This window comes from Billgrantia tianxiuensis, assembly GCF_009834345.1.
Lineage (GTDB): Bacteria > Pseudomonadota > Gammaproteobacteria > Pseudomonadales > Halomonadaceae > Halomonas > Halomonas tianxiuensis.
In genome coordinates this window covers 860,031-877,972 of record NZ_CP035042.1, presented here as the reverse complement: position 1 = coordinate 877,972, position 17,942 = coordinate 860,031, and the positions used below count along the sequence as shown (strand labels likewise).

Genomic DNA, 17,942 nt, shown 5'->3' with positions numbered 1-17,942 from the left:
CAAGGAGCCGACATGCAGGCACGCTACTTTGCTATTCGCGACTACCCACGGGGTATGCCGCCCAGGGAACTTTTCGAATTGCACAGCCAGACGTTGCCCGAGCTGGGCGAGGATGAGGTTCGGATCCGCAATACCTGGCTCTCGGTCGACCCCTACATGCGCGGCCGCATGAGCGGGATGCGAACTTACATTGCACCGTTCGAACTCGACGCCCCTCTCGAGGGGGCCGCCATCGGCGAGGTAATCGAGTCGCGCCATTCGCGCTTCAAGTCCGGCGACAAGGTGCGTCATATGGCCGGATGGCGTGACATCGCCCAGCTCAAGGGCGATGTACTGGAGCCACTGCCCGACATGGAGGTTCCCGAACAGGCCTACCTTGGCGTACTCGGCATGCCGGGAATGACCGCCTGGACGGGGCTCAACCGTATCGCCAACCTGCGTGAGGGCGACAATGTACTGGTCAGCGCCGCCAGCGGCGCCGTGGGTTCGCTCGCGGTACAGCTGGCCAAGGCCACAGGCGGCACGGTGGTCGGCATCGCCGGAGCGGCGGATAAGCTCGAGTGGCTGGAAGAGCACGACATCCGAGCCGTGAGCTACAGGAACAAGGATGCCCGACAGCTGAGCGCCGACCTCGAGGAAGCCTGCCCCGAGGGGTTTGACGTGTATTTCGAGAATGTCGGTGGCGCTTGTCTCGAAGCGGCACTGAACCGGCTCAAGGTCGGCGCCCGCATCGCCGTGTGCGGGTTTATCTCGCGCTACAACGACGAAGCCCAGCAGCAAGGTCCGGGCAACCTGTCGAACCTGCTGATCAAGCGTGCCCGCATGCAAGGTTTCATCGTTTTCGATCACTGGACCGAGTACCCCACTTTCTGGAAGAAGTCGGCCCTCGCGTGGCCCAGGGCGAGATCGACTACGAGGAAACCATCGAGGAGGGCTTGGAGCGTACGCCCGACGCCTTTCTCAAGCTGTTCGAAGGAGCCAACCGCGGCAAGATGCTGGTACGGCTGTGACGTGCACTGCGGCAGGCGCGCCCTGCCGCTTCCCCGCGTGTGCCGCCCCGCAGGGGCAAAAGCCTTCTCTTCACCTGATTCTCCTTACCCTGGTCACATCGCCGCTCAAGTTCCCTCCTACGGCGCCGATAGGACAAGTGACGTGCTCTGGTCGCATGTCGTCCATATGGGGTTGCCGCCACGAGCCTGCTGACGTAGCGAAACGGCACAGCCCGTGAAAGTCCGGTACAAGTTTGTTATTCTGGAAAAGTAGTTTTCGTCAAAGAAGTGGAGTGAAACATCACGATCGATCATTCATAACCAAGCCAGTGCAGGAGGTACTCATGCGAGTCTACAAACCTGAGTGGCGGTGCACGTTCAGCGTAAACGAAGGCATGGAAGAGACGGGCGGCTGGCGTGAGCGCCTTGCCTGGTTCATTCGTAGCCTGGCCGACAGGCTGGACGGTAGCGGCAGAACGATCAAGATCGACTACGACGTAACTCCCCACATCAGTCGTGAGGAGGTGGACAACTGCCTCGGCAAAGGCTTCGCGGTTACCCAGAGCCTGCTGACCCAGTTAGCCCACCAGGCCGCCTGTGAGAACGTCATGCGCGAAGCCAAGGCGGAGCTGTTCGAGGAGCATCCGCAGCGCTGAGTGACTTTCAGCGACTTCCCACGCCCCATACGGCCTTTCTCCGTATGGGGCGTTTTACGTCAGACACCTGAAAATAAGAAGGTACAAAACCGACGGTAACAAATCTGATGCTGCGATGCAGCAAAAAGCAGGCTAAGCTGGCAGAAGTCCTGCAAAGAGGGCCAAGCCATGAACCAAGCACAGCCATACCATCCCCTCTCGACGACGAGATCGTTCGCTACTGGATTCGCCACTCCTGCCAATGGCAGGCAGCCCACGAAGCCTGGCAAATCTATCTCGAAAGCTTCCCAAGCGGGGCGACGCCCAGGCAGCAGCCCGAGCTCGACTAGATCCCGACTAGATAGAGAAGCGTCTCGACTCGCTGGTCAAAATGGCTGACGATGGCCGAGACCAACCATGCGGGGGCCTGCAGAGCAACATGGCAGATGAGCGACATCACGTTACCGCGTTTGCCACCGGAGTTGCCGGGCTCACGGCCATGAGCCTGGTCTCGAACCGTGCCTTTCCCCGCCATTCCCATGACCAGTACGGCATCGGGCTCATCTGTGCCGGCGGACATCGCTCCTGGAGCGGTGCCGGCCGGGTCGATGCCGTGACGGGCGATATCATCACGGTCAATCCGGGTGAGATGCACGACGGTGCCCCGCTAGGCAGCGCTTCGCGTGCCTGGCACATGCTCTATTTCGATCCCGGCCTGATCCGGGAAATCTTCGACGGCGAGTATACCTCGGCCGAACTGGCCCGCCCGGCTCTGGACGATCCCCTGCTACGCAGGCTCATGGGTCGGCTGTTTCAGCATCTCGCCGCAGCGCCGGACGACTCCCTGGCCGTGGAAGAACATTGCCAAGCGCTGCTCGGGGCAGCCTTCTCGCGCCATGGCTCGAGGCGTCCCTCGGCTTCCCATAGCATACCGAACGCCATCGCCAGAGTACGCCAGCGCCTCGACGACGCCCCTCACGCCTCTGCCACCCTGGGCGAGCTTGCCGCCATGGCGGGCCTGAGCCGCTACCAGTTGCTGCGCAGCTTTGCCCGCACGCTGGGGACCACGCCCCATGCCTACCTGCTGCAACGACGGGTACTGATGGCCAGGAGCCTGATCGCCGACGGACATTCGCTGAGCCAGGCGGCCCTGGCAGCAGGCTTCTCCGACCAGAGCCATATGAGCCGAGCCTTTACCCGCCAGCTCGGCCTCCCCCGGGCCGCTACCGCCGCGCGCTCTTTCCTGCGTGACCTGCAATTTCGTTCAAGAAACGGCCCCCATGGTAGCGCCACGATAGCGTCGAGTCGTTATCGGAGCCCTACCATGACACTGGACTACCTGTTGACCTCGCTGGTCGTCGTCGCCGCACCCGGCACCGGTGTGCTCTATACCCTCGCCACCGGGCTCACACATGGCACGCGCGCCAGCATCATCGCGGCGCTCGGCTGCGCTCTCGGCATCGTGCCGCACATGCTCGCGGCCATCACCGGCCTGGCTTCGCTGCTGCAGGCGAGCGCGACAGCGTTCCAACTACTCAAGCTGCTGGGCATTGCCTACCTGCTCTACATCGCCTTTAGCGTGATGAACTCGCGGGGGGAGACGCTACCCACCGCCGCCCTCGCCCCTCTTCCCGCCAGGCAGCTGATCGTCACCGGCGTGCTGCTCAATCTACTCAATCCCAAGCTCACCCTGTTCTTCTTCGCCTTCCTACCGCAGTTCGTCGACGCCGGCACCGCCCCGCTCATGTCCATGATCCAACTGAGCCTCGCCTTCATGCTAATGACATTTGCCGTGTTTATCGTCTACGGCGTCGGTGCGGCCACTGCACGTCAGCGGATCCTGGCTCGCCCGTCCGTGCTGACCTGGCTGCGGCGCGGTTTCGCCGCGGGTTTTCTCGCCATGGCGGCGCGTCTGGCCCTGACCGAGCGCTAGCCTGGTCGCCTTGGCCGCCTATGGCTACGCTCAAGTCTGGCCGCAGGCGCCTGCCGCGGCCCACGCCAACAAGGAAGAAAGCGAGACACGCCATGAAAAAAACACTTCCCACCCTGGCCTGCCTGGGAGCGCTGGTCGCCGTACCGGCCTTCGCTCAAGAGACTGCCGGGAACGCCCCCGAGTGGAACGATGCCCTGCTCGACGCCGCACGCCAGGTAACGCTCGGCCCGCGCCCCCTGTTTCTGCTCAACGACATGAGCGAAGAGACCGAGCGTGAACGTGAACTCAAGGCCGAATTGCTCGAATGTGCCGCCCAGCACACCGACTGGCAGGCTGCCGATCTAGCCATCGCCCATCGCGGTGCACCGCTGCAGTTCCCCGAGCACACCCTCGAGTCCTACCTGGCCGGCGTTCAAGGCGGTGCCGGTATCGTCGAGTGCGACGTCACCTTCACCAGCGACAATGAGCTGGTGTGTCGCCACTCCCAGTGCGACCTGCACTACACCACCAATATCGTGGAAACCGAGCTGGCCCAGAAGTGCAGCGTGCCGCCGGAAATCGATAGCGAAAGCGGCGAGCTGACCAATGCCGCCGAGATCCGCTGTTGTACCAGCGACATCACCCTGGCCGAATTCCGCACCCTGCGCGGCACCATGGAAGGCGCCAACCGGGAGGCGCGCAGCCTCGAGGAGTACCTGGCTGGGACTCCCGGCTGGCGCACCGACCTCTACGCCACGCGCGGCACCCTGATGAGCCATGCCGACACCATTGCACTGTTTCAGGAACTCGGTGTGAAGATGACCCCGGAGCTCAAGGCACCCGACGTCGAAATGCCCTTCAACGGCATGAGCCAGGAGGATTACGCGCAGAAGATGATCGACGAATACAAGTCAGCGGGCGTGTCGCCCAGCGATGTCTTCGCCCAGTCCTTCAATCTCGACGATGTGCTCTACTGGATCGAGAACGAACCTGAGTTCGGCCAGCAGGCGGTGTATCTGGACGGCCGCTACGACGATGAGGGCTTCGACCACACCGTCCCCGACACCTGGTCGCCGAGCATGGAAGAGTTGGCCGAACGGGGCGTTCGCATTCTGGCCCCGCCCACCTGGATGCTGCTGGCCGCCAACCCGGGGTTCGGTGATGGCGACCAGCGTATCGTGCCATCCGAGTATGCCGAACGGGCCCGCGAAGCGGGGCTGGAGCTGATCACCTGGACGCTGGAACGCTCGGGCCCGTTGGCCGAAGGTGGACAGTGGTATCACCAAACCACCGAGGAGGTGATACGCCGCGAAGGCGATAAGCTGATCACCCTCGATACGCTGGTTCAGGATGTCGGTGTCATTGGCATATTCAGCGACTGGCCCGCCACCGTGAGCTTTTACGCCAATTGCGTTCAACCGCGCAGCTGAGGGACTGGCCAGCCGATGGTTTCGGCCGTCGGCTGGCCAATGCTGCGTTCAGGCAACTTCCCAGTCATGCCGCGGCGGAAGCTGTCGTGAAATGCAACGTCAGCACCCGCCATTCCCCGTTTTCCTTGCACCATAGCTCACTGAAATGAAGCCATGGCCGAGACCGGTCGTGCTCAGCGATTCGTCCCTGTCCGTAGATCGACACCACATCGTCCAACGGCAGGACCCTCAGGGTGACATCCTCGGCGCGACTGCCGCGGGCGAACCACTGGCCGGCCGCCACGGCCTCGGCGATGTTGCCGAGCTGATCCAGCTTACCCTGCAGGCCCGCCTCATTGATCAACACGAAATCATCGCTCTCGATGTGATCGAGCTGGCCGACGTTACCTTCGATATAGGCGGCATACCATTGCCGACGCGTCTCTAGCAGTTTTTCGTGCACCGTGCCCTCCATAAGCCCAGCGCTTGGACGATACCGCCCGCCGTAACCACAGCAGGCTTAGGAAGACATCCATACTAGCCTAGAGACACAGAAGTACTATCAGACATTGACCCTGAAGTGTGTAAGCCATGGCGTACGTAACGGCCATGGCTTACACAATCACCGAGGCGCCCGAACGCCGGACTAGAGCGCGCCACGGATGCGGTCGGCATGCTCCGCCAGCTGTTCCGGCCGGGCCTGGGGCAAGCCTTCGAGCCGGATGTCCTGCATCGCATCGATCGGAACCAGATGCAGGTGCACATGAGGAACCTCGAGTCCGACGATCATCATTCCCACGCGTTCGCAGGGGAAAGCCCGCTTGAGGGCCTTGGCCAGCCTTTGCGATACCGTCATGAGATGAGCGCTCAGATCCACTGGCATGTCATCCCAATGGTCGATCTCCTCGCGTGGGATCACCAGCAGATGGCCAGGCTTCATGGGGTTGAGGGTCATGATGGCGACGCATTGCTCGTCGGACCAGACGAATTCACCGGGCAGCTCGCCGTGAATGATACGGGTAAAGACACTTGCCATTTCGATTCTCCCTGTCTGAAGAGGCCGAGTAGGAACGGGTGACGAAGGCAGTCTCGCCTGAGCGACGCTTGCGGTCTACCCTCCCGTAGGATCAGCAGCCACCACCAGGACGGAACTTGAGTCAAATGCATCATTCCGCCTGGACTCCATCGCCTGTCGTTCAGACTCAGCCATGCCATCCCCCTACTGTCTCCAAAAGGGAACACGCAACTTACTGTTTTTTCTACACACTCAGAGAAATGCCCAAATTGTGTCTCCGAACGGCAACAAGTTAGCCTGACTTTTGATCTTTCCAAGCGGCCTCAGACGAGTCTCATCAGCAAGATACGAAACTAAAACGCTGTTTCCAAAAGAGTATACGGAACTTTGGCATCTTTTTCGCTTATAACCTTGCAATGGAAGGTACGGCGAGTAGCGCAATGCGATACAGCGTCATCTGTGACCAGAAACGTCTGTTTCGTCATGAATCGACGCATCCAGGATGAAGCCAAGCAAGATGCTTCTCCTGTTTTCACCGGCCAAAGGCACGCTCTTGCGATGAGTTAGCACTATCCTTTAGTTCCCTGCGTACTTGGGCCGCTCTGCGGCCCTTTTTTTAGCCCCAAGTTCTACAGCAAGACATCGCAGGGATACGCGAGCGGAAGCTGGCCAGAGTCGTCACCTTGCCCCGGGCGAAAGGCCCGTACGGCCCAGGAATGAGACGAATGCCATGCAGACGAAGCCCAAATCTACACTGAGCAGTAGAACCGGTCTTGCAGGATGCGCCTTGGCTGTCGCCCTGGTGCTCGATGCCGCACTTGCCATCAACGGCCTGGTACCCGAGAGGGCCGCACTCTTTCCCAACGCTACCGCTTTTCTGGATACACTGGCGGCCGACATGCAGCCTACCGGTATCGCCGGCTTCGCCAGCGGCATCGCTCTGACGCTGCTGCTGTTGCTGCCGATGCACCATGTCTACCGCACCCGCGAAGCACGCCTGCTACAGGAACGCGAGCGCCTTGCGGCCCACAACGCGAAGCTCGTTCGCCAGGCTGCCAGCGATGGCCTGCTGGGTATCGCCAACCGCCGCGAATTCGAACGTGTATTGAAGCTGGAGTGGCTCCGCGCGGCGCGCGAGCGTCAGCCCTTGAGCCTGCTGATGATCGATATCGACTACTTCAAACGCTTCAACGATACCTACGGTCACCAGGCCGGCGACACCTGCCTGCGCGAAGTGGCCAAGGTGCTGCGCGCCGCCGCCGCCCGGCCAGGAGACCTCGTTGCCCGCTATGGCGGTGAGGAAATGGCACTGCTGATGCCGCATACCGGTATGGAAGGCGCCCTGCGCATGGCCGAGCGAATCCATACCATGCTGGAGGATCGCGCCCTGCCTTTTTCCGCTTCTCCCGTGGCTGAGCATGTCACGGTCAGTATCGGCGTCTCCTCGATGCTGCCGGTACGCCACGCCAACCGTTCCGTCCTGATCAGCCAGGCCGACGAAGGGCTCTACGCAGCGAAGGAGGGTGGACGCAATCGCACGGAGGCCGTGCCGAACCTGCGGCTCATCGCTCCCGAAGAAGCAACCCCCTTGCAATCCGCGAGCCGCGCCTAGGGTTCCTGAATGCCCAGCAGCGAGACGAACCTTGCTGCCAACGTCGCCAAGCGTCTCCCATCATGCTGCCTTCGTCGGCTTTTAAAGTTGCCCCATGCGTCCTTGGCGGGTACTATCCATAACGCTCACCGGCACCTCATCGATGAAAGCGATAACCGCCACACGATAACCTGAGGTAAAACCATGGGAGCTCAACCCAAAAAGTTGCTCGCATTTTGCCTGGCAGGATGGTTCGCGGTATTCGTAACCAACGCCTGGGCTCATGAAGTCGACGCTCAGGAAGAAGGCATCGCCTCCTACTACAGCGACCGCTTCCAGGGCGCCACTACTGCCAGTGGCGAACCCTTCGATCAGCAGGCCCTGACCGCCGCCCACCCCAGTCTTCCCCTCGGTACCAAGGTGGTCGTCACACGGGCGGATACCGGCCAGGAAGTCGAGGTCCTGATCAACGATCGCGGCCCCTTCGTCGAGGGACGCATCATCGACCTCTCCAAGCGCGCGGCACGCGAACTCGGCATGCTCCATCGCGGCACCGTGCCGGTCATGGTCACTGCCGTACAGTAGCCGACAGTCAGTTCTTCCAGGCTCCATCGCTCGGGCGATACTGGGTATCGCCGCATCATTCCCGCCAAGATTACAGTTCCCCTCATCCGGGTCGATAATACCTAATGAGCGCATGGCCGGGAGCGCCATGCAGCTCGTGCGGTTTCGAACGACGCAGGGGGAACATAACGATGAACACAATGAACGTGCCGGGATTGACCGAGCCAGAACCGGAGCCCCTCGACAATCGGGCGCTGTGCAAGCGCCTGGTCATGGCCAAGACGCAGTTGGACCGGCTGGAGCGCGACACGACCAGCAAGGACCTGAGCGCGCTCAGCGCGGCCCGCGTGGAGTTCGCCCTTGCTTCGCGGGCATTGGCCGACGCTCTCATCGCGCAGGAGGAAATGACGACCTAGCCCTGCGCCATATTCTCGAGCAGCCATATTACTGTCAGGCGGGTCGACATTGGCACCGCGAGTCGTGCTGCTGTGCTCTACTTCGACGACAAGGACTTCGACGACAAGGGTGTCAGGCGCGATTGCTGCCCATAGAAGCGATAGTGTAGCTCACGGATCCGCTCTGCCAGCCCAGGCGCCGGCCCTTCCACGATAACGCCCGGCGCGACTTCCTGAATCGGCAGGGAGCGAACGGGGGCTGCAGGAGCACCCAGCTCAGCGAGCCAGCCGGACAGCTGCTCGGAGGAACTGGCGTAAACGATACGCCCCAGCCCGACCCAGCCATGTGCCGCGGCGCACATCGGACAGTGCTCCCCTGAGGTATAAACGGTAGCCGCGGCACGCGCTGCCGGGCTCATGTTTGCCGCCGCCCAGCGCGCCAGTTCGAATTCGGGGTGGCGAGTTCTGTCACCGGAAGCCACCTGGTTGTGCCCCTCGGCCAACACCCGTCCATCGCCATCGACGAGTACCGAGCCAAATGGCTCATCGCCCTTATCGAGAGCCTCGGTGGCCAGTTCGACACAGCGCTGAAGGTGGCGCAGATCGTCAGGGCTCAGCATACGACGTTCTCCTCATTCTCCTTGCTCCGTGTATCGCTGGGTGGTTCCCACTCCCCCTTGCTGCTCTCTTCTCCAAGTCGCCGGCGGCATACCGAAGGCGCGCTTGAACGCCTTGGTGAAGGAGGCCTCCGACTCGTAGCCGGCATCCTCGGCGACCCGTGCAATCGACGTTGGAGTTTCCCGCAGGCGCTGGGCCGCCCGTTGCATGCGCAATCCGGTGAGATAGCGCATCGGCGGCACTCCCACCAGCTCGGTGAAGCGCTCGGCAAAAGCGGAACGCGACAGCCCCACCTCCTGCGCCAGCGCCTCCGTCGTCCAGTGCCGCTCTGGCTCGTCGTGCAGCTTCGTCAACGCGCGGCTGACGAAGGGATTGTGCAGCCCGCCCAGCCAGCGCCGCTGCTCTGCGGGCAGGCCGGCGACATAGTGCTGCACGGCTTCGATGAACAGTAGCTCGGCCAACCTGGCAAGCAAGGTGGGCGACCGCACCTCGCCGGCGGCAAGCTCACCGACAGCAAAGCGAAAGGAACTCTCGATCCAGGGGCCCGCCATGCCCTGGGCCATGTCGAGGGTCATGACGCTCGGCAACAGGCCGACCAATGGATCGGTGGTCGTCTCGCTGAGCAGAAATCCGCACCACACGCGTGTCGCCTCGCCACCGCCGCCGTGGACGATGCGCGTCACGCCGTGATCGAAGGTCGCCTGCATCAACGCATCGGCAGCAATAGGGGGATAGTCCAGACCGCTGCCCAATATGTGCGGATCGTTGCGCGGCAGCACTACCAGCTGCCCGGCCGCGACTTCAGCCGGCTCCGCTTCACCTACTTGCAGCCACAGCCGCCCCGCGCTGACGTAGTGATAGGCAATGATCGAGCGGGATGCCGGGGCCAAGGGGTGGCAGTCGTCAGGCGTCACCTGGGCGTTAACGCACCAGGGCGCAGTGAACTCCGCATCGAGAAAGATGCCGCCGGTCAGGCGAATCGTACGCAGTACCTCGAGAGATGCCTCCATCGGCCGCGCCCTCTACACGGCGGCGGTTCGGACAAGAAGTCCGGCGTCTCGTCCATTAAGCCCGGCCGCACCACCGAGTAGTTTAGCAGTGTGGCGCAAGCGAGGGAGGTTCTTGCGCCCTCCCCGACCAATGACAACGAACCCCTGGAGTTCCATCATGCCAACCGATCGTCAAGGAAATGCCCTGCCGGGCGCCACCGCAGAAGCCGCCGAACTCTACGCACGCGCGCTGGAAGCCTTCAATCTCTATCGCGGCGACCCTGTCGCATTGCTGGCCCAGGCCCTCGAAGCGGCCCCGGATTTCAGCATGGCACGGCTATTTCGCGCCTATCTCTACGCGCTTTCCACCGAACCCGAAGCGACCGCCGCGGCCCGGGCCGATCTCGTCGCGGCCAAGGCGTCACGCCTGAGCGAGCAGGAGGCCTCGCATGTCGTCGCCCTGGAGCATCTGCTGGCCGGCGAGTGGAGCGCTGCCGGCTGCGCGTTGGATCGCCACAACATGCGCTATCCCCACGATCTCCTCGCCCTTCAGGCTGGCCATCTGGCCGATTTCTATCGCGCCAACGCCCGCGACCTTCGTGATCGCATCGCCCGGGTGCTGCCCAAGTGGTCACCCGACCTGCCCGGCTATCCGATCGTGCTCGGCATGTATGCCTTCGGCCTGGAGGAGAGTGGCGCCTATGCTCGGGCCGAGGAGACCGGACGCCAGGCCCTGGCCATGCAGCAGCTGGACTGCTGGGCCCATCATGCGGTCGCCCATGTCATGGAGATGCAGGGCCGCGCCGAGGATGGCATCGGCTGGATGATCGCCCGTGAACCCCATTGGTCAGGTGACGACAACTTCTTCCAGGTGCACAACTGGTGGCATCTTGCCCTGTGCCGCCTCGACCTTGGCCAGGACAAGGAGGCGCTGGCGCTCTACGACGGCCCCATCCGCCAAGGCACCAGCACCATGGCGCTGGACATGGTCGATGCCTCGGCCCTGCTCTGGCGATTGCAGTTGACCGGCCAGGACGTCGGCACGCGCTGGCAGGAACTGGCCACCGCCTGGGACCTGCACGCCGACGGACGACTCTACCCGTTCAATGACTGGCATGCGGTGATGGCCTATCTCGGAGCGGGCCGCAACGACCAGGTGGAGCGCCTGCTGGCTGCCCTCAAGGCCGATGACGCCGGCCGGGAAGCGAGCGCCTGGGCCAGGCAGATCGGTCTGCCGTTGGTGGAGGGATTCACGGCATTCTGGCGGGAAGACTATGAAAAGGCGGTCGAGCGGCTACATCCGGTACGCTTCATCGCCAACGCCTTCGGCGGCAGCCACGCGCAGCGCGACATCATCGACTGGACCCTGACGGAGGCCGCCTTGCGCGGAGGCTATCGCGACGTGGCCGAGGGGCTGGCCCACGAGCGCCTTGCCGCCAAGCCGCACAGCCCGATCAATCGCACCTTCCTGAGGCGCGCCAACGCTCTCGGTATTCCTCAGCGCCAGGTCGCCTGAGGGATGCCTGGCGCCCCCGCCCAGTAGGGGCGCCAGGGCACCCTGGTGGCGTATTACTCGCAGCGCCGATAGCGAAGCACCTGCCAGCCCAGCAGGCCGGGACGAATCAGGTACGGGGTGGCATTGGCCAGCCGGGGGCCATTGGGAGTGCCGATCAGCTGAGAGCGAATGACCCGGAACACCCCCGAGTGGGCCACTATCAGCGGTAGTTCCTCGCTTGCCAGCACGCCGTTGAGCGCCGACAACTCCCGGGCCTGGAAAGTCGCCCAGCTCTCTCCATCGGGTGGAGTGGCCTCGTAAGCGGGCTGCTGCGTCAGACGCAGTCGGTCCAGCCGCCCCCAGTCGCGCTCGTCGAGTCCGCTCAAGCGAATGGCCTGCTGACCAGGAACCGCCAGCTCCGCCGTGCGCCAGGCGCGCTGCAGCGTGCTGGTCACGACCCGGCTCCAGGGCTGGTCCAGCCAGGCGGCGGCCTGTTGCGCCTGGGCCTCGCCCAGCGCCGTCAGTGGCACATCGCTGCGCCCGCAGATGCGCTGCTCCCGGTTCAACTGCGTTTCGCCGTGACGGATGAAGACGAAGGGCCTAGCCAGCAACATCGCTTTCCTCCGTGGCCAAAGCCAGCCCGCTTGGCATCATCAACAACTCGCTTACCTCACTGACTTGGGTGGTGAATAGGGGAATCGCTTGCCTAGCTCCGAGCTGACGCACCAGGACCCGCAGATGCGAGAGCCGCAGGTGCACGTTCCAGCGCAGCCAGTCGACCTCGCCGGCCGCTCGCTGACGTTGCCGCCGGGGCGTGAGATAACCCGTATGCAGCAGGCGATGCGCCGGCCAGTCGTCCGGGTCGTCGTCGCGGTCTGCTACCAGCCATAGTTTGGGTGAAACCGGGCGGGAAGCGTCGACCAGCCCACGAATGTTTGCATCGAGCCCCTCACGGCGCAGCGTGGCAGGCAGGCTCAGCAGCGTCTCGAGCCCCTCCCGGCAGGCGTGATCCAGATCCCACGTGACGCCGAGGCGCGGTGCCAGGGCATCGAGCCACAGCGCCATCTCCAGCGCGCGCCCCGAGGCCGGCACCGGCAGCACCCGCGGTTTGCACAGCTGGCACGCAATCGTCTCCCGGCACTGTGCCTGAGGGGTATCGTAGACCCCGTAGGAAGCGTCCAGCAGCGCAACGCGAGCTGGAGGCGGTTCGTCGAAGGGAAGGAGCAGCGATTCCAGGCAGGCGTCACCGCTGTAGAACACGCCGCCCGCAATGCCGAGGTGCAGCCACACGCCGCCCAGCGAATGGCCCGCCTGACCGGTCGTAACCGGCACGCCGGCAATTCGGCACTCGCCGCGCTCGGGCAAGGGGCGCCAGTCGCGTCCAATCGGCAACGCGGCCGCCACCGGCGTCGTGCAGTAGAGCGGCAGCTCGGCAGGCAGCGCCGCCACGCCGCCGATGTGATCGACGTGATCGTGGCTGATCAGCACCGCATCGACGTCCAACCCTTCGGTCCACGCCGTCGACTGGCCCGGGTGCAGGGCACCACCGGCATCGAGCAGCAACCGCTTGCCCTCGGCCTCGATCAGGATGGCAGCGGGGGCCTTCTCTCCCAGGCCGCTGAGAACCTCGATGCGCAGGCTCATGCGTCGGGCTCCAGGCACCAACCCTCGTGCAGCAGCAGCGCCACCCCCTGCCCTTCGGCCAGCGCGGAGTGATGATAGGCCAGCAGCGTCTCGCCGCTTTCCAGGCGCAGGTGCAGCTCATAGCGCTCGCCGCGAAAGGTCGCGCTCTCCACCCGCGCTCGCAGGCTGCGCTGGGAGGCCGACTCGGCCAGCACCGTGACATGCTCCGGGCGTACCAGCACCGGCTGGGTGCGCTCGGCGGCGATGGCGGTGAGCCCGCGCATCAATGCCGCCTCTTCCAGGCGCAGCCCCGGCCGCCCCGCGGCCACCTCGAGCAGGCTGCCCTGGCCGATGAAGCTCGCTACCCAGGCGCTGCGCGGCCGGCGGTAGAGCGCCTCCGGCGTCGCCCATTGCTCCAGCCGGCCGCCACGCATCACCGCTATGCGATCCGCCAGCGACATCGCCTCGCTCTGGTCGTGGGTCACGTAGATCATGGTGGCCCGGGTGCGGCGATGAAATTCGCGGAAGCTCTGCTCCATGGCGGCACGGAGATGGCGGTCGAGGTTGGCCAGGGGCTCGTCGAGCAGCACCACTTCCGGGTCGGTGGCCAGACAGCGGGCCAGCGCCACGCGCTGACGCTGGCCGCCGCTCAGCTCCTGCGGCGAGCGCTCGGCATACGTTGCCAGGTCCACCAGGGCCAATGCCTGAGCCACCCGGCGCCGGTAGGTATCGCCCTCCAGGCGGCGCAGCTTGAGCGGGTAGCCGACATTGTCGGCCACGCTCATGTGCGGCCACAGGGCATAGGACTGGAACACCATCGCCATGTTGCGCCGCTCGGGCGGTACATGCCGCCCGCGGCTGGCCAGGGTGCGATCGCCCAGGCGAATCTCGCCCTCGCTGAGCGGCTCGAAGCCGGCCAGCATGCGCAGCATGGTGGTCTTGCCGCAGCCGCTGGGGCCGAGCAGCGCGACGAACTCGCCCGGTGCGACGTCCAGCGAGAGCGCATCGACGGCACACTGCTCGCCGAAGCGCTTGGTGACGCGCTCGATCGTCAACCCTGCCATGGCACGACTCCCTTGGGCAGACGCGGCGCCAGCAGACTGAGCGCCAGCATCAGCGTCGCCACCATCATGACGACCAGCACCGAAACCGCGGCGGCCAGCACGCTCTCGCCCCCCTCGTCGAGGTTGAAGATCAGTACCCCCAGGGTTTCATTGCCGGCGCTCCACAGCAGCGCCGAGACGGTCAGTTCATTTACCGCCAGCAGGAACACCAGCAGCCCACCGGCGAACAGCGCCGGCGCCACCAGGGGCAGCACGATGCCACCCAGACGCCGCCAGGGTCCGGCGCCGGCGAGCTGGGCGGCCTCCTCCAGCGAGGGGTCGAGCTGGGCAAGGCCGGCCGCCACCGGCTTGAGGCACACCACCAGGAAGCGCGCCAGGTAGGCGACGAAGATCAGCCCCAGGGTGCCGTAGAGCGCCACGTTCACCACGGGAATGGGACGCACGAAGAGCAGGATGCAGGCCACTGCCAGCACCACGCCCGGCAGTGCGTAGGGCAGCTCGATGGCACTGAGCGCCAGGCTCTGCCAGCGCTGGGGCAAACGCTGCAGGCGGTAGGCCAGCGGCAGGCTGCACAGCATCAGCACCACGGCGGCACCACCCGCCAGCCAAAGGCTGTTGCGCACCGCGCGCCAGGTCGCCCCCTGGCGGCCGACCACCTCGTGATAGGCGTTCAACGTGGCGGTCTCCCAGGTGAGCGGCACGCCCATGGCAGGCACCAGCGAACTTACCACCAGCGCCGCCAGAGGGGCGACGAGTATCGCCAGCAGCACGGTCACCAACAGCGCGGTCACGCCGCCGCGCCAGCGCCCCAGCAAGAAATCGTGGGCACGCCCCGAATGGCCCACCAGACCGAAGCGGCTACGCTTCATCCACGCTTGTTGCAGTGCCACGCCGGCCAGTGCCAGCACGCCGATCAGCAGCGAGAGCGAGGCCATTTCGGCCAGCACGCCGGTACCGAAGCTGGCCATGCGCTGGTAGATCAGGGTCGGCAGTACATAGTAGCCGGCAGGGATGCCCAGCATGGCCGGGATGCCGAAGTTGCCCAGGCTGGAGATGAACGCCATGGCGCCGCCTGCGATCAGGCCGCCGCGGGATACCGGCAGGATGATCTGCCCCCACACCTGAGCCTGGCGGGCGCCGCTGATACGGGCCGCCTCGACCAGCTCACGAGGCAGGGAAAGCAGCGAGGTACGCAGTGCCAGGAACACCAGCGGCGCACTCTGGATGCCCAGCAGCAGGGCGATACCCTCGGCGGAATAGAGCGGCTGCGGGCTGCCCAGCGGCGGCGCCATACCGATGCTCTTCAGCAGTGGGCTGGCAGGCCCGAACAGCTGCAGCCAGCTCAACGCCGTGACCTGGGGTGGGATCATCATCGGCAGCATGAAGCAGAACACCAGCCAGGCCTTGCCGCGAATGTCCGTCAGCGTGATCACGAAGGCGAACAGGCTGCCGAGCGCCAGGGCGATCAGCATGCCCAGTCCCGAGGTGTGGAGGCTGCGCCACAGCGCCCGCCAGGTACTCTCAGCCTGAAGCACGCGCCACAGCGGGGCCTCGCCGCCCTGGGCCAGGTCGCCCAACGCTTCGAACAATAGCCGCAGGCTGGGCACGAGGCTGAGCGCCACGATAGCAACCATCAACAGGGTTAGCAGCCAGCGTTGCTGGCTGCCTTCGGTCAGGCCCGGTGCCATGATCAGCCGCCGAACAGGTCGCCGAAGCGCTGCTTGAGCTCGGCTTCCCTGGCCAGAGCGCTCTGGGTATCCAGCGGCATCAGGGCGATCTCGTCACGCGCGGGGAAACCCTCGGGCGGCGTCACCTCGGGGTGCGCAGGCAAATAGCCCTGCTCGCTCACCAGTTCCTGCCCCTCCCGCGAGAGGACGAAGTCGACGAACTTCTGCGCCGCCTCGAGGTTCCTGGCGCCCTGCATGATGGCGACCGGCTCGGTCACGGCACTCACGCCCTCCTCGGGGAACACGAACGCCACCGGCGAGCCCTTGGCAGCCTCGCGAATCGGCAGGAAGTCCACCACGATGCCGTAGGGTTTGCTGCCCGCTGCCACGGCGTTGAACACGCCGCCGTTGCCGCCCTGGGCCTCGGTGCGGTTGGCCTGCAGCGCCTCGTAGTAGCCCTCGCCCAGGCCGGGATGGGCCTCGATCGCCGCCATGTGGATCAGCGCGGCGCCGGAGTAGAGCGGGCTCGGCATGGTGACCTGCCCGGCGTATTCGGGTTGGATGAGTTCCTGCCAGCTGTGTGGCTGACGCTCGGCGCCGGTGTTGTAGACGATGCCGGTAGTGATCAGCTTGGTGCCGTAGTAGTAGCCCTCGGGATCGTACAGTTCGGCAGCGTAGGCCTCGCGCTCGGGGCTCAGGTAGGCCTGCAGGTGCCCCTCCCGCTTGAGCGACTCCATGGTCATGCTGTCGGCGATCAGTAGCACGTCGGGATTGCTGACCCCGGCGGAGAGTTCGGAACGCAGACGGGTCATCAACTGCGTGGTGCCGTCGCGCACCCACTCCACCTCGACATCGGGATGGGCGGCCCGAAAGGCATCGACGGTCTGCTGGGCGTCGCTGTTGGGCTGGCTGGTGTAGAGCACCAGCTTCTCATTGGCGAATGCCGGGAGGGCCAGGCCGGCAAGCAGCACGGGTACGGAAAGGGCGGTTACCAAAGAGCGCTTGTGCATGAGAAGACCTCCGATGAGTGAGTCTCATCGAAAGTACTGCCGTTAGCTTACAGCTCGGTGACAGCCAGTCTTCCCAGGACGCTTACGCCTTCTTGACGAACTCCGACTTCAGCTTCATCGGCCCGAAGCCATCGATCTTACAATCGATATCGTGGTCGCCCTCCACCAGGCGAATACTCTTTACCTTGGTGCCCACCTTGACCACCGACGAGGTGCCCTTGACCTTGAGATCCTTGATCACGGTGACGCTGTCGCCGTCTTGCAGCACGTTGCCGTTGGCATCGCGCACCACCTTCTCGTCGCCAGACTCTCCCTCACTCGCCACGCTCGACCACTCGTGACCGCACTCGGGGCAGGCATACATGTCGGCGACTTCGTAGGTGTACTCGGAATGGCAGGCGGGACAGTTCGGTAGTGCGCTCATGGGTTTCTCTAAACAGGTTTCGCGGAGCGCGAAGCATGCCAGAGCACCCGAGGGGTGTCCAATCGCATCCCTGCCCCTAGCCCATCAGCCCCTTGGCATAAAAGGCCATCCCCTCGCTACAGCGAAACCCGAGCCCCTGGTAGAACGCCGCGGCGGGGATGCCTCGATCCGTGGCCAGGTATACCGCCCTTACGTCATGCGCGACCAATTGCTTCTCCAGCCCACGGTAGAGCCGCGAACCGATTCCCTGGCCCTGTCGGTGCGAGGCAACGCACATCTCTCGCAGGTAGAACAGCTTCCCTTCCAGGTAGGGCTCGAGGTGCCCCAGCAGGAAACCCGCAACCGCTCCACCTTCGCCAGGCATCAGCAATCCCACGCCGCCAGGCGATGCATGGAAATGCTCAAGACGTGCCAGGGCACTCTCATGGGTCCACGGCTCGCTCCAGGGCGGTGTAGAAAAGACCTGCGCGAACAGGGTCGCGCAGGCCTCGAGATCGCCCCGGTCCATTGCCCTGGGCTGCCTGACTGGCTCGTTCATGCCC

The 17,942-nt window shown here is 64.5% G+C and carries 18 protein-coding genes and 1 pseudogene; 8 read left to right on the top strand and 11 right to left on the bottom strand.

Translation table 11 applies throughout. The features are described from left to right. The first annotated feature begins 12 nt into the window (after positions 1–12). The 4 genes and pseudogenes from EKK97_RS04075 (at position 13) to EKK97_RS04055 (ending at position 4,966) form a co-directional block, all read left to right on the top strand. A pseudogene (locus tag EKK97_RS04075) lies at positions 13–1,010 on the top strand (NADP-dependent oxidoreductase). A 323-nt stretch (positions 1,011–1,333) separates the two neighbouring features. Beyond that, entirely contained in the window at positions 1,334–1,645 is a 312-nt protein-coding gene (locus EKK97_RS04070; RefSeq protein WP_159549381.1) for a hypothetical protein, read from the top strand. A gap of 418 nt (positions 1,646–2,063) precedes the next feature. Beyond that, a complete protein-coding gene (locus EKK97_RS23580) occupies positions 2,064–3,557 on the top strand; it encodes a LysE family transporter (RefSeq protein WP_201297005.1) in 1,494 nt (497 codons plus the stop codon). A 92-nt stretch (positions 3,558–3,649) separates the two neighbouring features. After that, a complete protein-coding gene (locus EKK97_RS04055; RefSeq protein WP_159549378.1) occupies positions 3,650–4,966 on the top strand; it encodes a glycerophosphodiester phosphodiesterase family protein in 1,317 nt (438 codons plus the stop codon). A 64-nt stretch (positions 4,967–5,030) separates the two neighbouring features. Here EKK97_RS04055 and EKK97_RS04050 read toward each other — a convergent pair whose 3' ends face one another. Both EKK97_RS04050 and EKK97_RS04045 read right to left on the bottom strand, forming a co-directional pair. Beyond that, positions 5,031–5,408 carry a nuclear transport factor 2 family protein gene (locus EKK97_RS04050; RefSeq protein WP_159549375.1) on the bottom strand — a complete coding sequence of 126 codons (378 nt, stop codon included), beginning with the start codon at positions 5,406–5,408 and terminating at the stop codon, positions 5,031–5,033. 183 nt (positions 5,409–5,591) lie between these two features. Further along, complete coding sequence (locus EKK97_RS04045; RefSeq protein WP_159549372.1) at positions 5,592–5,981, bottom strand: HIT family protein; 390 nt, start codon at positions 5,979–5,981, stop codon at positions 5,592–5,594. Positions 5,982–6,747: 766 nt separating this feature from the next. Here EKK97_RS04045 and EKK97_RS04040 point away from each other — a divergent pair. From EKK97_RS04040 to EKK97_RS04030, 3 genes are all read left to right on the top strand, one after another. Beyond that, on the top strand, positions 6,748–7,572 hold the full coding sequence (locus EKK97_RS04040) for a diguanylate cyclase (RefSeq protein WP_159549369.1): 825 nt from the start codon (positions 6,748–6,750) through the stop codon (positions 7,570–7,572). Between the two features lie 183 nt (positions 7,573–7,755). Then, the gene (locus tag EKK97_RS04035; protein ID WP_159549366.1) at positions 7,756–8,136 is read left to right on the top strand and encodes a septal ring lytic transglycosylase RlpA family protein; all 381 of its coding nucleotides are present in this window, start codon (positions 7,756–7,758) and stop codon (positions 8,134–8,136) included. A 170-nt stretch (positions 8,137–8,306) separates the two neighbouring features. Further along, positions 8,307–8,531 (top strand): hypothetical protein, encoded by a 225-nt coding sequence (locus EKK97_RS04030; protein WP_159549363.1) that lies wholly within the window; start codon positions 8,307–8,309, stop codon positions 8,529–8,531. A 77-nt stretch (positions 8,532–8,608) separates the two neighbouring features. Here EKK97_RS04030 and EKK97_RS04025 read toward each other — a convergent pair whose 3' ends face one another. Further along, complete coding sequence (locus EKK97_RS04025) at positions 8,609–9,130, bottom strand: nucleoside deaminase (protein ID WP_159549360.1); 522 nt, start codon at positions 9,128–9,130, stop codon at positions 8,609–8,611. A gap of 12 nt (positions 9,131–9,142) precedes the next feature. Next, positions 9,143–10,138, bottom strand: a complete 996-nt coding sequence (locus EKK97_RS04020; RefSeq protein WP_159549357.1) for an AraC family transcriptional regulator — start codon at positions 10,136–10,138, stop codon at positions 9,143–9,145. A gap of 157 nt (positions 10,139–10,295) precedes the next feature. Here EKK97_RS04020 and EKK97_RS04015 point away from each other — a divergent pair, with 157 nt between their 5' ends. Next, a complete protein-coding gene (locus EKK97_RS04015) occupies positions 10,296–11,633 on the top strand; it encodes a tetratricopeptide repeat protein (RefSeq protein WP_159549354.1) in 1,338 nt (445 codons plus the stop codon). A gap of 53 nt (positions 11,634–11,686) precedes the next feature. Here the strand turns inward: EKK97_RS04015 and EKK97_RS04010 are convergent, their stop codons facing one another. From EKK97_RS04010 to EKK97_RS03980, 7 genes are all read right to left on the bottom strand, one after another. After that, positions 11,687–12,226, bottom strand: a complete 540-nt coding sequence (locus EKK97_RS04010) for a histidine phosphatase family protein (RefSeq protein ID WP_159549351.1) — start codon at positions 12,224–12,226, stop codon at positions 11,687–11,689. Further along, positions 12,213–13,256, bottom strand: coding sequence for an MBL fold metallo-hydrolase (locus EKK97_RS04005; RefSeq protein ID WP_159549348.1), 1,044 nt, complete (start codon positions 13,254–13,256; stop codon positions 12,213–12,215). The genes EKK97_RS04010 and EKK97_RS04005 overlap by 14 nt, the downstream gene beginning before the upstream one ends. Next, on the bottom strand, positions 13,253–14,299 hold the full coding sequence (locus tag EKK97_RS26040) for an ABC transporter ATP-binding protein (protein WP_159549345.1): 1,047 nt from the start codon (positions 14,297–14,299) through the stop codon (positions 13,253–13,255). Before EKK97_RS26040 ends, EKK97_RS04005 begins: the two co-directional genes overlap by 4 nt. Next, a complete protein-coding gene (locus EKK97_RS03995) occupies positions 14,287–15,987 on the bottom strand; it encodes an ABC transporter permease (RefSeq protein WP_159549342.1) in 1,701 nt (566 codons plus the stop codon). The genes EKK97_RS26040 and EKK97_RS03995 overlap by 13 nt, the downstream gene beginning before the upstream one ends. Positions 15,988–15,989: 2 nt before the next feature. Next, a complete protein-coding gene (locus EKK97_RS03990) occupies positions 15,990–16,976 on the bottom strand; it encodes an ABC transporter substrate-binding protein (RefSeq protein ID WP_159549339.1) in 987 nt (328 codons plus the stop codon). Between the two features lie 82 nt (positions 16,977–17,058). Beyond that, on the bottom strand, positions 17,059–17,400 hold the full coding sequence (locus tag EKK97_RS03985; RefSeq protein WP_159549336.1) for a zinc ribbon domain-containing protein YjdM: 342 nt from the start codon (positions 17,398–17,400) through the stop codon (positions 17,059–17,061). A gap of 76 nt (positions 17,401–17,476) precedes the next feature. Next, positions 17,477–17,938, bottom strand: coding sequence for a GNAT family N-acetyltransferase (locus EKK97_RS03980; RefSeq protein ID WP_159549333.1), 462 nt, complete (start codon positions 17,936–17,938; stop codon positions 17,477–17,479). Between the last annotated feature and the right edge of the window lie 4 nt (positions 17,939–17,942).